This window comes from Amycolatopsis sp. TNS106, assembly GCF_019330265.1.
In the GTDB taxonomy this organism is placed as follows: Bacteria; Actinomycetota; Actinomycetes; order Mycobacteriales; family Pseudonocardiaceae; genus Amycolatopsis; species Amycolatopsis lurida.
The window spans coordinates 309,796-327,605 of the sequence record NZ_CP024972.1 but is presented as its reverse complement, the minus strand read 5'-3'; the positions used below and the strand labels follow the sequence as shown (position 1 = coordinate 327,605).

The following is a 17,810-nucleotide window of genomic DNA, read 5'->3' as shown; positions in this document are numbered from 1 at the left end:
GGTTCTCCTACGGTTTGACGGGAAGTGCGCGAAGGTGGTCGACGGCAAGGCGCGCCGCCGTGCCGATCGAGGCGTCGACCGCGGGCAGGCGGTCGGCGAGGGATTCGGCGCGGGTGAACACCGCGACGGCGTACCGGCGACCATCCACATCGGACACGACGCCCGCTTCGTTGCGGACGGCGGGCAGCGTCCCGGTCTTGGCCGCGATCGCCACCCCGGCGGGGAAACCGGACGACATCCGGTGCGGCCAGATCTGCTGCGCCATGATCTTCCGCACGCGGTCACAGGCGGCCGGGTCGCCCGCGCGGTCGGTCCAGATCGCGTCCAGCAGCGCGGTGATCTCCCGCGGGGTCGACGACGTCGTGCGGTCCGGGTCGAGTACCGACAGCTTCCACAGCTGTTCGGGTGTGGCGGCGGCGAAGACGGCTTCCAGATCGTCGTCCGGTTTCGCGCCGAGATCGGCGATCACCGAGGCGAAGAGGTCCTCGCAGCAGCCGATCAACCGCGTCCTGGCGAGCCCGAGGTCCGCGAGCACCCGGTCGACCGCCTCCTGCCCGACCCGGTGGTAGACGAGGTCGGTCGCGGCGTTGTCGCTCATCGTCAGCATGAAATGGGCGAGGTCGCGCCAGCTCATCTCGACGTCGTCCGCACAGCCCGCGGTGCCGATCCCGCCGATCCGGTACCGGGCGGTGACCAGGGTCCGCTCGGTCTCGTCCAGCCGCCCGGCCACCACTTCCCTGGCGTAGGCGACGGCGACCGGGATCTTGAACACCGACGCGAGCACGACCGGATCGTCCGCGCCCACGGCGACCTCGGCACCGTCGGAGACGCCGACCTCCCGCGCGTGGACGAATCCGCGTGCCCCGGCGGCCGCGAAGACCGCCTCGATCTCGTCGGCGATCCGGCTCACCGGCTCACCCGCCGGTCGGCGCGGCCGGTGTGGAGGTACAGCGCCCGGCCGTTGCCGTCGTCGCCGACGAACGCGTGCGGCATGTGCAGGCCGGGCATCGTCTTGTAGGCCGCGACGAGCGTGTCGTTCTTGTAGGCCAGCAACTCCGACTTTTCGGCTTCCCCGCCCGTAGCGGCCATGACGCCCTTCGGAACACGTTCGATCCACAGCTTGCCGTCGTCGTCCAGGCTGACCACGGTGTCGGCCACCCGCGACGAGTACTCGCCGACGTACCTGGACGGGTCGGCAGGCGCCCCCGCCGCGTTCGGTTCCGGCAGGGCGGGGACCTCGACGCCGGCGAGGTCGCCCAGCACCTTCCGGAAGATGTCCGCGTACAGCTGGAGGGTCCGGCCTCCGTTGGTCAGCAGGGCGACCGCGACGTTGCGGCCCGGGACCACCCGCAGGAAGGCCGACTGGCCGATGGTGCCGCCGTCGTGGCCGATCACCGGGCCGCCCGGCCAGTCGAAGAGCATCCAGCCCAAACCCCAAGCCCCGCCCAGGAGGCCGAGGTCGGGCAGTTCGACCTGGCGCTCCCACATCGATCGCACCGTTTCCGGCCGGAGCACCTGGGTGCCGTCGTCCGCCCGGCCCTCGGACAGATGCATCCGCGCGAAGGTGAGCAGGTCGCGCGGGCGCATCGAGAGCATCGATCCGGCCGGGGCGTTCGACCGGGCCAGCGCCCAGACCCCGGCGGGCCGCGGTTCGTCGTCCGGTGACGGCGCGAGGTGCCCGGTCGCGGCGCGGTACCGGATCGCGTCGTACGGCCCGGCGGCCGCGTGCGTCAGCCCCAACGGGGCGAAGAGATGGTCACGCAGGCAGTCGTCGTAGGGCTTGCCCCGCAGCACCTCGACGACGCGGCCGAGCACGCAGTAGGCGGCGTTGTTGTAGGAGAACATCTCCCCCGGCTGGAACAGCTGGGGCACGTCCGACAGCGTCGCGACGAGCTTCTCCACGCAGTCGTCGCCCACCCCGGTGTCGGTGAAGATGTCGCCTTCGAAGCCGGACGTGTGGCAGGTCAGCTGCCGGACCGTGATCCGCGACGCCGCGTCGTCGTCCGCGAGGACGAACTCCGGCAGGTAGCTCCGCACCGGCTTGTCGAGGTCGAGGAGACCTTCGTCGACGAGCTGCATCGCCAGCGTCGTCGTCCACACCTTGGTGATCGAGCCGATCTGGAACACCGAATCCACTGTGGACTCGACACCGGTGTCCCTGTTCAGCACGCCGGCCGCGTGATCGATCACCTCGCCGCCGGCGAGGACCGCGACGGCCGCGCCGGGAACCCCGTGTTCGGCCAGCAGGGCGGAAAGGTTCTCTTCCAACCAGGCGTCGATTTCGGAAAGTTTCGCCATGTTCCACCTCGTGTCCGGGAAAGCGTCGGCCGCAGTTCCCGGGATGCTATGCCGGTGACCGGCGTCACCGATTCGTGCGGAACGACGAGAGCGACGGAAAAGTTCATCCGCGCCTACGAATCAATCGGTTCCGCCCTCCTGGATTCTGAGCCGTCCCGCGTACCCGGCGGGCGCACGGTCCACTGGTCCGATCCGACCGGGTCCGGCCCCGCGGTTCGTGTCACGCGACGAACCGGACGCCCCGCCCCCACCGGGTTATCCACCAACCGGATACCGGCTCTTTCCGTTCCTTTCCCTTGCGGTAAAAGGATTTCTGCGCGACCTGCCACCGGAAAACGTCGTGCTTGTGTTGTGGCGACCGAAATACCGGCCCTACCATTCTTCCGGGCAGGGATGGCGAGGGGATGACGTGGATTTCCGGGTCCTGGGACCGGTTCGGTTGCACGCGCGCGGGCAGGCCATCGCCGTCGGCGAGCCGCGACGGCAGGCCGTGCTCGCCGTATTGCTGCTGGAAGCGGGCCACACCGTCGGCGTCGACCTGCTGATCGACCGGGTCTGGGGCGAGTCGGCGCCCACCCAGGTGCGCCGTTCCCTGCAGGCCCACATCACCCGGATCCGCCGCGCCCTCGAACAGGCCGATCCCGGCGGCACGCGGGTGGTCCGCGATCCCGGCGGATACCGGCTCGTCGTCCGGCCGGAGCAGGTCGACGTCTTCCGGTTCCGGCGCGCCCTCCGCGAGCACCCCACCGACGCCACCAGGTTGAACGCGGCGCTCGAGCTCTGGGAAGGCGAGCCGCTGGCCGGGTTGCGCGGCGAGTGGGCGGAACGCACCCGCCGGACCCTGCACCAGGAACACGCGGCGGCGGTCCTCGCGTGGGCCGAGGCCAAGATCCGCGACGGCGACGCGGCTTCGACGCTCACCCGGCTGACCGAGCTCACCGACGAGCATCCGCTGCAGGAGACCGCCGCGGCGGCGCTGATGCGGGCGTTGTACGCCGTGGGCCGCGGCACCGACGCGCTCCTCCACTACGAACGGGTTCTCCGCGCGCTGCGTGAAGAACTCGGCGTGGACCCCGGCCCGGAACTCACCGCCGTGCACGAGGCCGTCCTGCGCCACGACCTGCCGACGGCCGGTGCGGCGTCCGCGCCGGTACCCGCCCAGCTGCCCGCGGACGTCGCGGCGTTCACCGGCCGGGCGGACGTGCTGGCCGAACTGGACCGGCTCGCCGCCGGCACGGGTGAGGAACCGCTTCTGGTCTGCCTCACCGGTACCGCCGGGGCGGGGAAGACCGCGACCGCCGTGCACTGGGGGCACCGGATGCGGGACCGGTTCCCGGACGGGCAGCTGTACCTGGACCTGTGCGGCTACGCCCCGGGCGAGCCGATGCGATCGTCCGACGCGCTGGCCGCGCTCTTGTCCGCGCTGCTGCCCGAAGGCGCCGGTATCCCGCTCGGCGAGGCGGAACGCGCCGCGCGGTTCCGCACCGAGGTGGCGGGCCGCCGGATGCTGGTCATGCTCGACAACGCGGCGACACTCGAGCAGCTCCGGCCGCTCCTTCCCGGCACGAACACCTGTGTCGTGGTGGTCACCAGCCGTGACTCGCTGGCCGGTCTGGTCGCGCTCCACGGCGCGCACCGGATCGCCGTCGACCGGTTGTCGGCGGCCGACGCCGTCGCACTGCTCCGGCGGCTGATCGGCGACCGGGTCGGCGCCGAGCCCGAGACCACCGCGGAACTGGCCGAACGGTGCGCACGGCTGCCACTGACCCTGCGCCTGGCCGCCGAACTCGCCGTATCCCGGCCCGCCACCCCCTTGTCACGGCTGGTCTGCGAACTACGGGCGGCACAGCAGACCCTGGAACTGCTCAGTTCCGGTGACGACCAGCGGGCGGCGGTGCGCGCGGTGTTCTCGTGGTCGCTGCGGCAGCTCCGCGAAGGCACCGTTGACGCCTTCGCCCTCCTCGGCAGGCATCCGGCACCCGTGTTCGACTCGTACGCCTTGGCGGCGCTGACCGGCTGTTCCCTCGACCAGGCCCAGGCCCGGCTGGACGCTCTCGTCCGCGCGCATCTGGTCCATCCCGCGGGCGCCGACCGCTACGGCATGCACGACCTGCTGAAGGCGTACGCCGCGGAGCTCGAAAGCGTTTGCGACGAGCCCGCGGCACTGGACCGGCTCTACGGCTACTACCTCGCCGGCGTCGCGGCGGCGATGGATCGCCTCTACCCCGCCGAGGCGGTTCGCCGTCCCGTGGTCGCCCCATCGGAGAGCGCGATACCCCCGCTCCCCGACGCCGACAGCGCGCGGGACTGGCTGGACGCCGAACTGCCTGCCCTCCAGGCGCTGGCCGCGCACGGGCTGCCCCGGCACACCGTGACGCTGTCCGCGCTGCTGTTCCGCTACCTCGACGGCCGGCACGAGACGACGGCGCTGGCCGTCCACGGGCAGGCCAGGAAGGGCGCCCGCGCCATCGGTGACCGCGACGCCGAAGCGGCCGCGCTGGTCGCCCTCGGCGGCCTTCACATGCAGGCGGGCCGGGCCGGGCCCGCCGCCTCGGACATGTGGGCGGCGTACGCCCTGTTCGACGCCGCCGGGAACCGGCTCGGCCAGGCGCGAGCCCTGGGGAACATCGGGATGATCGAAGAGAGCGCCGGACGCTACCTGCCCGCGGCCGGCTACTACACCCGTGCGCTGGCGATGTTCCGCCGGCTCGGCGACGTGACCGGGCAGGCCCACCAGCTCACCAGGCTCGGCACCGTCGAAGCCCGGATCGATCGCGACGAAGCGAGCCAGGAGCACCTCCGGAAGGCGATGGCACTGCATCGGGAGGCGGGCCACCGATTCGGCGAGGCCTGGGTGAAGATCGGGCTCGGAGAACTCGCCGCGAACAAGGGCGAACCGGCCGCCTCCTGCCGGCTGCACGCCGAGGCCGCGGCCTTGTTCGCCAGGCTCGGCCACCGGGGCAGCGAGGCCTGGGCTCTCGACGGGCTCGGCCGGGCCGAGGCGCTGGACGGACGGCCGATCGACGCGGCCGCCCACCATCGGCAGGCGCTCGACCTGTTCCGGCGGCACGGTGGCCGCGACGGCGAATCGTGGGCGCTCAACGGACTCGGTGAAGCCTGTCTCGCCTGTGGCTACCCGGACACCGCGAGCGCGAACCACGCCGAAGCGCTCGCCGTCGCGACGCGGTACGGCTGCCACGAGCAGGTCGCGCGCGCACACCGAGGGCTCGCCCGGGTCGCCTCCGATCCGGAAACCGTGCGCGCCCACTACGAACGCGCGATCGCGCTCTACGCCGAACTGGGCCTCCCCGCCGCCGAGGACACCGAAGCGGAACTCGCGAAGTCTTCTCTGTCCTAAAAGGACGGTGCAGGCCCACCTGGGCTGACCTAGGCTGCCTATTGATAGATGCTCTTTATCAATCGACCCGAATCAAGTCTTTGTCTTCGATGATTCCGCTTCGTACCGTGAACGGATCGACGGCAGAGCAACGGAGGGAGGCGTCTCATGGAACTTCGTCACCTGCGCTACTTCGTCACCGTCGCCGAGACCTGTCACTTCGGCCGGGCGGCCGAGCGGCTGCACGTCGCGCAGCCCGCCCTCTCGCACACCATCCGCCAGCTGGAGGAGGAACTCGGCGTCGTCCTGCTGGCTCGTACGACCCGGCAGGTCCGCGTGACACCGGCGGGTGAGTTCTTCCTGGCCGAAGCCCGGCGCGTCCTCGCGGGGCTGGACGGCGGAGTACGCGGCGTCCGCCGGATCGGCGAGGGCAAGCGGGGCCTGCTCCGGGTCGGCTTCACCGGCACCGCGGCGTTCTCCCATCTGCCGCGGCTGGCCAGGGCACTCGCCCAGCGGGTGCCGGACGTGGAACTGGAGATCCGCGCCGACCTCCTGACCGCCGAGCAGTGCGAGCGCCTGCGCACCGGAACGCTGGGGATCGGGGTGCTCCGCCCACCGGTCACCGGGGACGACATCGGCTTCCGGGTGATCGAAAGCGAACCGCTGGTCCTCGCCGTCCCCGCCGACCACCGGCTGGCCGCCGAAGCCGTCGTCGCGATGACGGAGCTGCGGTCCGAACCGCTCGTGACCTACGACCGGCGCGACTCCGTCGTGTACGACGCCGTCGCCCGCAGCTGCCGGGAGGCCGGGCTCACGCCCCATCAGCCGCACGAGGCCTCCGGGACCACGGTCCTGCTGGCGCTGGTCGCCGGCGGCCTCGGGGTCGGCGTGGTGCCCGCGTCGGCGCGGGCCTTGCCGCTGGCCGGTGTCGTGTTCCGCGACCTCTCCGGAGCGGCGACCGTGGAGCTGGCGCTGGCGTGGCATCACGAGAACCGGTCCCCGCTCGTCACGACCGTCCTCGACGCGCTCGAAGACGTCTTCCCTACCACCGAAAGCACCTGATGAAGATCACGCGAGTCGAGGCGATCCCGTTCGCCATCCCGTACCGGAAGCCACTGAAATTCGCTTCGGGCGAGGTGCGCGTCGCCGAGCACGTCCTCGTGCGGGTGCACGCCGACAACGGTGTCGTCGGCGTGGCCGAGGCGCCCCCGAGGCCGTTCACCTACGGCGAGACCCAGGCGGGGATCGTCGCGGTGATCGACTCCCTGTTCGCTCCGCAGGTGGCCGGCCTCAGCCTGCTCGACCGTGAAACGGTGCACACCCGGCTCGCCCGCACGGTCGGCAACCCGACCGCGAAATCCGCCATCGACATGGCCGTCTGGGACGCACTCGGCCGCAGCCTCGACGTGTCGGTGACCGAACTGCTCGGCGGCTACACCGACCGCATGCGCGTGGCCCACATGCTCGGCTTCGACGAGCCGTCCGCGATGGTCGCCGAGGCCGAACGGATGCGGGAGACCCACGGCATCACCACCTTCAAGGTCAAGGTCGGCCGTCGTCCGGCGTCGCTCGACACCGCCGTCGTGCGCGCGCTGCGGGAGCACTTCGGCGACACCGTCGACCTCTACGTCGACGGGAACCGTGGCTGGACCGCCGCCGAATCCGCCCGCGCGATGCGGGAGATGGCCGACCTCGGCCTGCTGTTCGCCGAGGAACTCTGCCCCGCCGACGACGTCCTCGGCAGGCGCTGGCTCGTGCGGCAGCTCGACGTGCCGTTCATCGCCGACGAATCCGCGGTGACGCCCGCCGACGTGACCCGCGAGATCCTCGGCGGCTCCGCGACCGCGATTAGCATCAAGACCGCACGCACCGGCTTCACCCGCTCGCAGCGTACCCATCACCTCGCCGAGGGGCTCGGCCTGGAAGTCGTGATGGGCAACCAGATCGACGGCCAGCTCGGCTCGCTGTGCACGGTCGCCTTCGGCTCGGCCTACGAACTGACGTCACGCCGCCCCGGCGAACTCTCGAACTTCCTCGACATGAGCGACGACCTGCTCACCGAACCCCTGCGCGTCATCGACGGCGAGCTCACCGTCCGGCCCGGCGCCGGCCTCGGTGCCGAAATCGATCCGGAGAAGCTCCGGCGCTACCGCCAGGACCACTGACGCCCACCACGAATCAAGGAGGATTCATGACCGCCATCCACGAGTCGGCCGGCGCGGCCGCCGCCGGCGCCAACGCGACCGAACGGTTCAAGAACGACAAGTTCGCCGGCGTCGCGGGAACGCCGAAGGAGCGGGTCAGCCTGCTGGCCCGTGAGGTGCTGGAGGCCGTGCACGGCACGATCCGGAAGCACAAGGTCACCTACGACGAGTACAACGCGCTCAAGTCGTGGCTGATCGGCGTCGGCGAGGACGGCGAATGGCCGCTGTTCCTCGACGTCTGGGTGGAGCACGTCGTCGAGGAGGTCGCCACGGAGCACCGCGAGGGCAACAAGGGCACCATCGAAGGGCCGTACTACGTGCCCGGCGCGCCCGAGCGGGGCGCCCGGGGTTCGGTCCCGATGCGGGAGGACGAGCCCGGTACACCGCTCGTCTGGACCGGTCGGGTCACTTCCACCGACGGCACCGCGCTGGACGGAGCGAAGGTCGAGCTGTGGCACGCCGACGCGGACGGCTTCTACTCCCAGTTCGCACCGGGTATCCCGGAATGGAATCTGCGCGCGAGCTTCACCGCCGACTCCGGCGGCAGGTTCGAGATCCACACCGTGCGCCCCGCGCCGTACCAGATCCCGACCGACGGCTCCTGCGGCAAGCTCATCGCCGCGGCGGGCTGGCACGCGTGGCGCCCGGCGCATCTGCACGTCAAGGTCTCCGCGCCGGGGCACGAGTTGCTCACGGCTCAGCTGTACTTCCCCGGCGACGAGCACAACGACGACGACATCGCTTCCGCGGTCAAACCGGAACTGGTGCTGGACCCGCGTCCGTCGGGCGATGGCGAGGCCGTCGAGTACGGCTTCGTCCTCGACCCCGAACGTCCCTGACCACTGTCCTTTGTGGAGTGACCGATGCTTTATCACGTGCGCATGGACGTCCGCCTGCCGCCGGACCTCGGCCCGGCGGAGCGTGCCGACCTCATCACGCGCGAAAAGGCGTACAGCCAAAAGCTTCAGCGTGCGGGGAAGTGGCCGCAGCTGTGGCGGATCGCGGGCGAGTACGCGAACTTTTCGATCCTCGACGTCGCCGACCACGACGAGCTGCACACGCTTCTGTCCGGCCTGCCGTTGTTCCCGTACATGGACATCGCGGTCACGCCGCTGGCCGCGCACCCGTCCAAGGTCGGGGCAGGTAGCTGAGGATCAGTCTTTTCTCTTCGCGAAGAGGGGCCCCTTCGAAACGATCATCCCGATCCCGAAGCCCAGCACGGTGAACCCGAACATGAGGAGCAGGAAGCCGCCGAACTGCGCCTCGGCATCGTTGTCCGGGCTGCGCGCCGACTTCGAGGAACGGGAGACCACGCCGCTCGGATCGGCGAGCGCGTCGACCGCCGTGTAGAACAGGGCGATCGAGGCGAGGATCAGGAAGATGCCGCCGGCGATGCGTTTGCCGGTCCGGCCCGGTGGAGCGGCGCCTTGGCTGTCCTCAGTGGAGTTGGACTCTGGCATGGGCCGCAAGATATCAGCCGTCCAGACGAAGGTGAGGTGAGCGCGACGCGACCGCGCACGGAACCTCGGGCCGGGTACCGATGCTCATTTCCGCCTGGTCGCACCGGAAGGATACCGGGCCTGCGTGTCTGAAGGCGTAACTCCCGTGCTTGAAGGCGTAACTCACGTGCTTGGAGCCGTATCTCGCGAGTTACGGCTTCAAGCACGTGAGTTACGGCTTCAAGCACGCGAGTTACGGTCGGCGGAGCGCGGGTTCCGTTCGGCGAGGAGCACTCGGCGAAACCGCCACGGGTAGGAAAGGGACATCGTGGGTACCCAAGGCCATAACGCCGGCGGCCATGGGGGGCGCGGGCGACGAGGAAGGAGTCGATCATGTATCGACATACTCCAGACCCGAGCATGGAGAGGAGCGACGCCGACGCGGCCGATCCGGAGTCCGTAGCCGGCTTGGGCGCACCGATGGACACCGCCGTGAGGTCGGCATTGGAGGAGCTCGTTCCGGCACTGGCGGGCGAGGTCGCCCTGCTCCGCCGGAAACTGAGGGGCTGGCTCGACGCTTTGCCCCTCGACGCGAACAGCAAGGACGACATCACCATCGCCGCGTACGAAGCGATGGCCAACACGGCGGTCCACGCCTACCCCGGCAGGCAAGGCTGGGTCCGTCTTTACGCCGACTGGGCGGGTGACGCGATCTCCGTCACGGTGACCGATACGGGGGACGGCATCCCCGCGGCGCGGTCGCGTGCGGACAAACCCCCTTCCGGTGGCCGCGGCCTGAGCCTGATCGACGAGGTCACCGACCAGATGACCGTCGACACCGGTGCGCACGGCACACGCGTGGCCATGGTGTGGCGGCCCGCCGCGCTCCGGCAGAACACGGCGTCCTGACCGGGACAGCGTCTAGCGCGACGACACCGAGACGGTGGTACTGGGCCCCGTACCCGAAAGCGGAGTCGGCCCGAACCAGTCGAGGCACACCACCATCGCGTCGTCTTCGGCCTGCTCGCCGTGACGGCGGGTGGTCAGTTCCCTCAGCACGGCGCCCGGCACGTGGGCGGCGGGCAGGTCGGCGGTCGCGACGACCGCCTCGGCGAGTTCGCGGTCCCCGTAGCGTTCGCCGTGCGGCCCGGCCGCGTCGTAGACGCCGTCGCTGACGAAGACGAACCGGTCGCCGTCGAGGGCCTGGAATCGCTGGGTGGTGTAGAGCGTGTCCTCGAACGTGCCGAGCGGGAGCTGGTCGTCGAAATGGACCTGCTCGGCCTTTCCGTCCCGCAGCCGCCACAGGCGCGGCGACCCCGCGTCGACGACGTCGGCCGTACCGGTGGCGAGGTCGAACTCCAGCAGCAACGCCGAGACGTGCTGGGCGCCGCGATAGTGCGCGTAAAGCGCCTGGTCGGCCAGTTCGGCCTGGGCTTCGAGGGCGACTCCGGCGCGCCGGGCGTTGCGCAGCGCGTTGACGGCGAGATTGGTCAGCAGCGCGGCTTCGCTGCCCTCCCCCATGCCGTTGATGAGCGTGACGGCGAGTTTGTGCGCGGAGGCGGACCAGTCGAAGCAGTCGCCGTAGATGGCGTACGCGGGTTCGAGCTGGCCGCCCAGCGCGAATTCGGCGCGGGTGCAGGCCCGGCCGGGCAGGAGCTGCCATTGCATCTCCGCGGCCAGCGTCAGCCGGGAGGACCGCCGGGCCTGGATGTAGAGATCGGTGTCCCGGTCGGCGACGAACAGTTCGTGCGCCAGCGCTTCGGCGAACCGCTCGAGTTCGGCCCACACCGGTGGTTCCGGCTCCTCGGGCAGGGTCACCGCGAGGATTCCGAGCCGGTCGCCGCGGACGCTGACCGGCAGGTAGCCGGTCACGCTCGCGCCGTCGTGGTCGAACGTGGCGGCCTGCGCGACGAAGGCCGCTCCCGGCGCCGTTCCCTCGACCGGGATCGGATCCGACGTGTAGGGCAGCGTGCTCACCTGGCACAACTCGGTGAGGGCGTAATCGGCCATCAGGAGTTCGACGGCGCGCGCTCCGAAGTGCTCGGACAGCGCCGAACGCAGGGCGGCGGGCAGGTCGTGAGGAGGGACGTCCCGCAGAAGCCGCTCCACCGCCAGGGATCTGTCCAACGCCCCGCCTCCCGCTCACCCGGATCGCGCACCGGGCGGCACACGTCGTGTCTGTCGAGTCTGCGCCGCTCCGGCGTGCCGGTCTACGGCGATTCGCGTGAGCTGTGCTGCAGGAACGAGCATAAGGATGCCAGAGTGGACACCGTGGATCGGTCCCGCGAGCAGCCAACCCCGGACGGGACGGCTGCGGTGTTCGACCTGCCCGGCCTCGTCGAGCTCGTGGTCGAGCGGATGCAGGACGTCTCCCCGCGGCCGCTGTCCACCGCCCAGCTGCGCGCCGTGATCGCCCTGGACCACCACGACGGGCTGAACCTGCGCACCCTGGCCGAGTTGCTCGGCTCGACCCCGCCGCTGGTGAGCAGGCTCTGCGACCGGCTCGAGGCCGTGGGCTTCCTCGAACGCCTCCCGAGCACCCGCAGCCGCCGCGAACTCGTGCTGCGGTTGAGCGAGCGCGGGCGCGGGTACCTGCGGGAGGTCCGTGCCCGGCGACGGGAGAACATCGAGGCCGTACTCGAAAAGATGACTCCCGCCGGAAGGGCCGCGTTGGCCGCCGGGCTGCGGGAATACCACGCCGCGGGCACTGGGGACGAGGTCGGCCACGGGGCGCCGTGAGGCCCCGCTGTTGCGGGAGTACGCTCGAACTGTTGTTATATGACAATAGTTCACCGGCGTACAGCAGAGCGCGCCCCGAACCGCAGGAGGACACGGTGCTGGGGACTGACGACGCCCCCGTTCGGGAGTTGCTGACGCAGGCCCTCGACGACGACCACGCCACGCTGGTGAGCGACTGGGCCCATCGGCAGCTCGAGCCGCCCGCCGCGGCGCACACCGAGCAGGAGCTCCGCCGCGAGGCCGCCGACCTGCTGGAAGCCCTGCGTGCCGCGTTGGGCACGGCGATGCCCGCGGACCGGATCGTGGCGCGGGACGGCGCGGTCCGTGACGCGCTGACTTCGCTGTCGGAGCGCCGGGCCCGCGCGGGCGCCGAGCCGACGGCCACCGCCATGGCGATCCTGTCGCTCAAACGCATGATGCTGGCCGCCGTCGAGCGGCACACCGACGACGCCGAGCTGCGCTACCGGGCGGCACTGCTGGTCAGCGAACTGCTCGACAGCGCCGGCGTGCTGACCTTCGCGGTCTACGTCACCGGGCGGGAACAGATCATCCGCCAGCAGCACAACCAGATGCTCGAACTGTCCACCCCGGTCGTGCGGCTGTGGCGGCACGTGCTGGCGGTACCGCTGATCGGCACCCTCGACAGCGCGCGCACGCAGGTCGTGATGAACAACCTCCTCGAGGCGATCCAGACCCACCAAGCCCGGGTCGCGATCATCGACATCACCGGCGTGCCGACCGTCGACACCGCGGTGGCCCAGCACCTGTTGCAGACCGTCAGCGCGGTCCGGCTCATGGGCGCGGAATGCGTCGTCAGCGGTATCCGCCCGTCGATCGCGCAGACCATCACCCAGCTGGGCATCGACCTGTCGCATATCGTCACCCGCGGTTCCCTCGCCGACGCGCTGGCCACCGCGATGCGGCTCATCGGCGACGGCACCCACACGGGCACGGTGACCGAGTGACCGCCGAGGCGGGACTGCCGATCCTGCGGCTCGGCGACATCCTGCTCACCGGCCTGCTCAGCGATCTGGACGACAAGACCGCCCTGCGGTTCACCGAAGAGCTCACCGCCCGGATCTCCGACGAAGGCATCCGCGGCGTCATCATCGACATCTCCCGGCTGGAGATCATCGACTCCTTCGTCGCGCGGGTCCTGATGCAGCTCGCCGACACCGGACGCCTGCTCGGCGCCACGATGATCGTCGCCGGGATGCGCCCCGCGGTCGCGATCACGCTGTCCGAACTCGGGCTCCAGCTCACCGGTGTCCGGACCGCGCTCAACGCGGAACAGGCGATGGAACTGCTGGGCTGGCGCCGTCCCGCCGAGGCGCCTCATGCTCCCTGACGAACTCACCGACCCCGGACGCGACTTCCCGCCTCTCGAACACGCCGTGCGCGCCGAAGCGGATCTGCTCACCGCCCGGCACGCGGTGCGGTCCAGCGCCGTCGCCGCGGGGTTCTCCATCGTCGACCAGACCAAGATCGTCACCGCGGCCAGCGAACTGGTGCGCAACGCCTACATCCACGGTGGCGGCGGAACCATGACGATCACCGTGCTCCGCGACGACCGAGGCCGGATCGGGCTGCGGCTGCGCGTCCGGGACGACGGGCCCGGCATCGCCGACGTCGACCAGGCGATGACCGACGGCTTCAGCACGGGCGCCGGGCTCGGCCACGGCCTCGGTGGCACGCGCCGCCTCGTCGACGAATTCGCCATCGACACCGCCCCCGGCCGGGGTACGACCATCACGATCACGCGCTGGAAGCCATGACCGGCATCGTGGTCCCCCCCGCCGTCGCGCCATCTGCGCGTCGACCACGCCAGCGCCGTCTACGCCGCCGCACGGACCGCCCGCGAAACCGGACGGGCCGGTGGGCTGCCCTCGGTGCTCACCGAACGCGCGGCCGTCGTGACCTCCGAACTGGCGGGGAACCTCGACCGGCACGCGATCAACGGTTCGATCGTCGTGCAGCGGCCCGTGATCGGGCTCGGCGTCGACGTACTGGCCGCCGACGACGGCCCGGGGATGGCCGACGTCGGACATTGGCTCCTCGACGGCAACACCACCACCGGCACGCTCGGCACCGGCCTCGGCGCGGTCGGCCGGATGGCCACCGTCTTCCGGATCCGCTCGGCGCCCCGGTCCGGCACCCTCGCCGCGGCCCGGGTCCTCCTCCCCGGGACACCGGCCGGACCCGCCGCCGCGGCCGGGCATTTCTGCCTCCCCCGCGACGGGGAAGACCACTGCGGTGACGCCATCGCCCTCGCCGAACTGACCGACGGCTGGGCCGCGGTCGTCGTCGACGGCCTCGGCCACGGGCCCGAAGCCGCCGGCGCCGCCGACGCCGCGATCCGCGTGTTCCGCCAGAACCCCGACCGGCCGTTCCCCCATCAGCTGGCGACCATGCACCGCGCCCTGCGCGCCACCCGCGGCGCCGCCGTCGCGCTCGCCCGGATCACCTCCGGCAGGCTCGAATTCTGCGGAGTCGGCAACGTCACCGGCACGACGATCAGCGGGGACGGCCGGTCGCGAGTACTGCTCAGCATCCCCGGTGTCGTGGGGTTCGCCCTGCCCGCCGCTCAGGTCCGCCACGCCACGCTCGCCGCCGGTGACCTCGTGGTGCTGCACACCGACGGCGTCGACCACACCTGGCGCACCCCGGCGGGCGCCACCCAGCCGTCGAACGCGCTGCTCCTCGCCGCCCATCTCGCCCACCGTCACCGCAACCCCCGCGACGACGCCGCCATGCTCGCCCTCCACCCGGACCAGCTCTGCTGATGCACCCCCACCTCGCCCGGCTCCGCCGCCGCCTTCGCACCGCCTGCGCCGAAGCCGGCGTCCCCGTCGAAGACCGCGCCCGTCTCGTCATGGCCGCGACCCTGCTCGCCGAACCGGCCTTCGCCACCGGCGCGGAAGTCACGCTCGAAACCAGCACCACCGACGGCCTCCTCGCGGTGACCGTCCGGCTCCCCCGCCCGGTCGAACGCCCGCGGCGCAACACCCTCCCGCTCCTGCCCGACGCCGAAGACGGCACGAGCCTCACCTGGCATCTCCCCACGGGAACCGCCGGACCGCCCGCCCCGGCCGGCGACGACCAAGCCACGGATGAGGAAACCCTCGCGCTGATCGCCCGCGCCGACGCGCTCGCTCAGGAGCAGCGGGAGCTCAAACACGAACTCGCCGAAACCAACAGCGGCGTGCTGGCCATGTACATCGAACTCGAACAACGCGACGAACAACTCCGCCGCGCGCACTCCGTCATCTTCCGCGAACTCGAAGACGCGCTACGGCCGGGCCCGCCGCCCGTGCCGGGACTCGAACTGGCCGTGCACTACTCGCCGACGGACCAGGACTCCCCCACCGGCGGCGATCTCTACGACTGGTTCGTCCTCCCCGGCGGCCAGCTGCACATCACCCTCGTCGACGCCGTCGGCCACGGGGTCACTTCCACCCGCCACGCGCTCACCGTCACCCACGCGATCCGCACCCTCGCGCTGGAAGGCCATCCCTTCCGCGACCTCATCGCCCGGACCGCGCACACCCTCGCCACGATCGAGCCCGACCTCATGGCGACCGTGATCCTCGCCAGGATCGACCCCGCGACCGGCGAACTGACCCTCGCCAACGGCAGCCACCCGGCCCCCGTACTGGCCACTGTGGACGGTGGAGCGCGGCTGCTGCCCTCCCCGGTCGTCGGCCGCGGGATCGGCTTCCCCGACCCCGGCAGCCCCGAACTCCGCCACCACACCCTCGCCCCCGGGGACACCCTGCTCCTCTATACGGACGGCCTCGTCGAAAGCCGTAAGGACTATCTCGAAGGCCAGGACCGCCTCTTGGACCTCGCTCCCGCGTACGCCGCGCTTCCCATCACCGAGCTTCCCCGGGAACTGGCCACCCGGATGCACGACGTCGTCCTGCACGCCGACGACACCGTCGTCCTCGCCGTCCGGCGGCCGCGCGCTACTCCTGTGACTCGGCGAGCAGTTCCAAGGCGAGCGCCTTGAGTTCCGGGCTCGCCTTCGCGGCGTCGCCCGAGTCGAACGGCGGCCGCGGGTCGTATTCGACGGCGAGCTGGATGCCGCGGGCGATCCGTTCACCCGCCAGCAAAGACGCGAGATGGAGCGCGAGGTCGATCCCGGCGGACACCCCCGCCGCGGTGACGACCTTGCCGACCTGGACGTACCGGTCGGCCACGTAGCGGACGCCGAAGGTCTTCTCCAGGTAATCCGCCGAGGCCCAGTACGTGGTGGCCCGATCGCGGAGCAGCCCTGCCGCCCCGAGGATCAAGGATCCCGTGCACACCGACGTGGTCCAGGTCGTGTGCCGGTGGATGCGCCGGATCCACTCGAGCAGGACCGGGTTCTCCATGGCCGCGACCGTGCCGCGGTTGCCCGCGCCCGGGACCAGCAGCACGTCCAGGCGGTTCACCTCGGCCACCGAACGTTCCGCCACCAGCGCGACGTCCCGGGTGTCCGTGCGCACGGGGCCGCGGTGTTCGGCGATCATCGTGACCGTGGCGCCGGGAAGCCGGGACAACACCTCGGCCGGGCCGGTCGGATCCAGCAGGCTGAAACCGTCGTAGAGCAGGATGCCGATCTTCGGTCCTCGGGTCTCCGCCTGGGCCGTGCCGGTGCCGAGGCCGAACGCCGCGGCGGCCGCGGCACCGGCCAGTACGGTCCTGCGCGTCGTCTTCGCACTGTTCATGCCGCGAATTCTGGGGCGGTCAACCGGCGATCGGGCGTGGGATGTCCGGCATCCTGCGAAGTTGGTCCCCGGACAGCCCGTAGTGCCGTCGGAACGCCGTGCGCAGGGTCTCCGCCGAGGCGAACCCGCATTGCCTGGCGACCGCCGAGAGCGGTAACGCGGTGGACCGCACCAGGTGGGCCGCCGCTTCGGTCCGCGCCGTCCGCACGGTCCTGGCGGGGGTGCTGCCCACATGGGCGGTGAACAAGCGGGTGAGATGCCGGGTGGTGACTCCCGCGCGTGCCGCCAGCGCCGGTGGGCTCAGGTCTTCGGTGAGATGCGCGGCGATGTAGCCCAGCAGATCCAGCACCACCCGGTTGCTCGGCGGCGGAGCGGCCAGGAACGTGCTGATCTGAGCCTGATCGGCCGGGCGGTGCAGATAGGTCACCAGTTCGCGGGCTACCTCGCGGGCCAGCGTCGGACCATGGTCGTCCTCGATCAGCGCGAGCGTGAGATCCAGCGCGCTGATGACCCCGGCCGAGGTGAAGACGTTCCCGTCACGAATGTAGAGCGGGGCGGGATCCACCGTCACGGCCGGAAAGGTCGCGGCGAGCAGCTCGCTGTATCCCCAATGCGTGGTGACCCGCCGGTCGTCGAGCAATCCGGCGGCCGCCAGCACGAAGGTGCCCGTGCACACCGAGGCGACCCGGCGGCTTCGTCCGGCCAGCCGCCGCACCTGCGTCAGCAGCCGCTCGTCCTTGGCGGCCGCCTCCGTGCCCGCGCCTCCGACCACGAGCATCGTGTCCATCCGCCCGGACACCTCGGCCAGCCTCCGGACACCGGCGAGCAGGATCCCCGACGAACTCCGCGTCGTCCGCCCGTGCACCGTGGCCAGTTCGACGGCGTAGGGCGGCGCGGCGCCGCGCGAGTTCGCGATCTCCAGCGCCCCGCTGGGACACGCGACATCGAGTATCTGTGCGTCGTCGAAGGCCACGATCACCACGCGGCGTACCGAGTCCATTCCTGTCCCCACACGGAGAATCTACCCACCCGACGGCGCATTCTCCTGAACTGCCTTCTCCGCCGGGATTTCCCCGGTCCCGGG

Annotated in this window: 18 protein-coding genes; 12 read left to right on the top strand and 6 right to left on the bottom strand. The window is 71.2% G+C overall.

Going from position 1 to position 17,810, the window contains the following annotated elements; genetic code table 11:
* Positions 1 to 7: 7 nt before the first annotated feature.
* Both CVV72_RS01605 and CVV72_RS01600 read right to left on the bottom strand, forming a co-directional pair.
* Positions 8 to 910, bottom strand: a complete 903-nt coding sequence (locus tag CVV72_RS01605) for a serine hydrolase (RefSeq protein WP_219150694.1) — start codon at positions 908 to 910, stop codon at positions 8 to 10.
* Positions 907 to 2,298, bottom strand: coding sequence for a serine hydrolase (locus CVV72_RS01600; RefSeq protein ID WP_219150693.1), 1,392 nt, complete (start codon positions 2,296 to 2,298; stop codon positions 907 to 909). The genes CVV72_RS01605 and CVV72_RS01600 overlap by 4 nt, the downstream gene beginning before the upstream one ends.
* A 409-nt stretch (positions 2,299 to 2,707) precedes the next feature.
* Between CVV72_RS01600 and CVV72_RS01595 the strand changes: the two genes are divergently transcribed.
* The 5 genes from CVV72_RS01595 (at position 2,708) to catC (ending at position 8,990) form a co-directional block, all read left to right on the top strand.
* Complete coding sequence (locus tag CVV72_RS01595; RefSeq protein WP_219150692.1) at positions 2,708 to 5,656, top strand: BTAD domain-containing putative transcriptional regulator; 2,949 nt, start codon at positions 2,708 to 2,710, stop codon at positions 5,654 to 5,656.
* A gap of 147 nt (positions 5,657 to 5,803) precedes the next feature.
* Complete coding sequence (locus tag CVV72_RS01590; RefSeq protein ID WP_219150691.1) at positions 5,804 to 6,697, top strand: LysR substrate-binding domain-containing protein; 894 nt, start codon at positions 5,804 to 5,806, stop codon at positions 6,695 to 6,697.
* Complete coding sequence (locus CVV72_RS01585; protein WP_219150690.1) at positions 6,697 to 7,800, top strand: mandelate racemase/muconate lactonizing enzyme family protein; 1,104 nt, start codon at positions 6,697 to 6,699, stop codon at positions 7,798 to 7,800. The genes CVV72_RS01590 and CVV72_RS01585 overlap by 1 nt, the downstream gene beginning before the upstream one ends.
* Positions 7,801 to 7,826: 26 nt before the next feature.
* Complete coding sequence (catA, locus tag CVV72_RS01580; protein WP_219150689.1) at positions 7,827 to 8,678, top strand: catechol 1,2-dioxygenase; 852 nt, start codon at positions 7,827 to 7,829, stop codon at positions 8,676 to 8,678.
* Between the two features lie 24 nt (positions 8,679 to 8,702).
* Positions 8,703 to 8,990: a muconolactone Delta-isomerase gene (gene catC, locus CVV72_RS01575; RefSeq protein ID WP_219150688.1), complete on the top strand. Its 288-nt coding sequence runs from the start codon at positions 8,703 to 8,705 to the stop codon at positions 8,988 to 8,990.
* A gap of 3 nt (positions 8,991 to 8,993) precedes the next feature.
* On the opposite strand, the gene CVV72_RS01570 is transcribed toward catC, so the two are convergent.
* A complete protein-coding gene (locus CVV72_RS01570; RefSeq protein WP_219150687.1) occupies positions 8,994 to 9,299 on the bottom strand; it encodes a hypothetical protein in 306 nt (101 codons plus the stop codon).
* 459 nt (positions 9,300 to 9,758) lie between these two features.
* On the opposite strand from CVV72_RS01570, the gene CVV72_RS01565 reads away from it, so the two are divergent.
* Positions 9,759 to 10,187 carry an ATP-binding protein gene (locus tag CVV72_RS01565; RefSeq protein ID WP_255632456.1) on the top strand — a complete coding sequence of 143 codons (429 nt, stop codon included), beginning with the start codon at positions 9,759 to 9,761 and terminating at the stop codon, positions 10,185 to 10,187.
* A 12-nt stretch (positions 10,188 to 10,199) separates the two neighbouring features.
* On the opposite strand, the gene CVV72_RS01560 is transcribed toward CVV72_RS01565, so the two are convergent.
* Complete coding sequence (locus CVV72_RS01560) at positions 10,200 to 11,405, bottom strand: PP2C family protein-serine/threonine phosphatase (RefSeq protein ID WP_219150683.1); 1,206 nt, start codon at positions 11,403 to 11,405, stop codon at positions 10,200 to 10,202.
* Between the two features lie 135 nt (positions 11,406 to 11,540).
* On the opposite strand from CVV72_RS01560, the gene CVV72_RS01555 reads away from it, so the two are divergent.
* The 6 genes from CVV72_RS01555 (at position 11,541) to CVV72_RS01530 (ending at position 16,026) form a co-directional block, all read left to right on the top strand.
* Positions 11,541 to 12,017, top strand: coding sequence for a MarR family transcriptional regulator (locus CVV72_RS01555; RefSeq protein WP_255632455.1), 477 nt, complete (start codon positions 11,541 to 11,543; stop codon positions 12,015 to 12,017).
* Positions 12,018 to 12,112: 95 nt separating this feature from the next.
* Positions 12,113 to 12,982, top strand: coding sequence for an STAS domain-containing protein (locus CVV72_RS01550; RefSeq protein WP_219150681.1), 870 nt, complete (start codon positions 12,113 to 12,115; stop codon positions 12,980 to 12,982).
* On the top strand, positions 12,979 to 13,365 hold the full coding sequence (locus CVV72_RS01545) for an STAS domain-containing protein (RefSeq protein WP_219150679.1): 387 nt from the start codon (positions 12,979 to 12,981) through the stop codon (positions 13,363 to 13,365). The genes CVV72_RS01550 and CVV72_RS01545 overlap by 4 nt, the downstream gene beginning before the upstream one ends.
* Positions 13,355 to 13,792 carry an anti-sigma regulatory factor gene (locus CVV72_RS01540; protein ID WP_219150677.1) on the top strand — a complete coding sequence of 146 codons (438 nt, stop codon included), beginning with the start codon at positions 13,355 to 13,357 and terminating at the stop codon, positions 13,790 to 13,792. Before CVV72_RS01545 ends, CVV72_RS01540 begins: the two co-directional genes overlap by 11 nt.
* Positions 13,793 to 13,906: 114 nt before the next feature.
* Positions 13,907 to 14,800, top strand: a complete 894-nt coding sequence (locus CVV72_RS01535; protein ID WP_255632454.1) for a SpoIIE family protein phosphatase — start codon at positions 13,907 to 13,909, stop codon at positions 14,798 to 14,800.
* Entirely contained in the window at positions 14,800 to 16,026 is a 1,227-nt protein-coding gene (locus tag CVV72_RS01530) for a PP2C family protein-serine/threonine phosphatase (protein WP_219150675.1), read from the top strand. Before CVV72_RS01535 ends, CVV72_RS01530 begins: the two co-directional genes overlap by 1 nt.
* Here CVV72_RS01530 and CVV72_RS01525 read toward each other — a convergent pair.
* Entirely contained in the window at positions 15,983 to 16,726 is a 744-nt protein-coding gene (locus CVV72_RS01525) for a DJ-1/PfpI family protein (protein ID WP_255632453.1), read from the bottom strand. The genes CVV72_RS01530 and CVV72_RS01525 overlap by 44 nt on opposite strands.
* A gap of 19 nt (positions 16,727 to 16,745) precedes the next feature.
* The gene (locus CVV72_RS01520; RefSeq protein ID WP_219153761.1) at positions 16,746 to 17,726 is read right to left on the bottom strand and encodes a GlxA family transcriptional regulator; all 981 of its coding nucleotides are present in this window, start codon (positions 17,724 to 17,726) and stop codon (positions 16,746 to 16,748) included.
* Positions 17,727 to 17,810 lie beyond the last annotated feature (84 nt).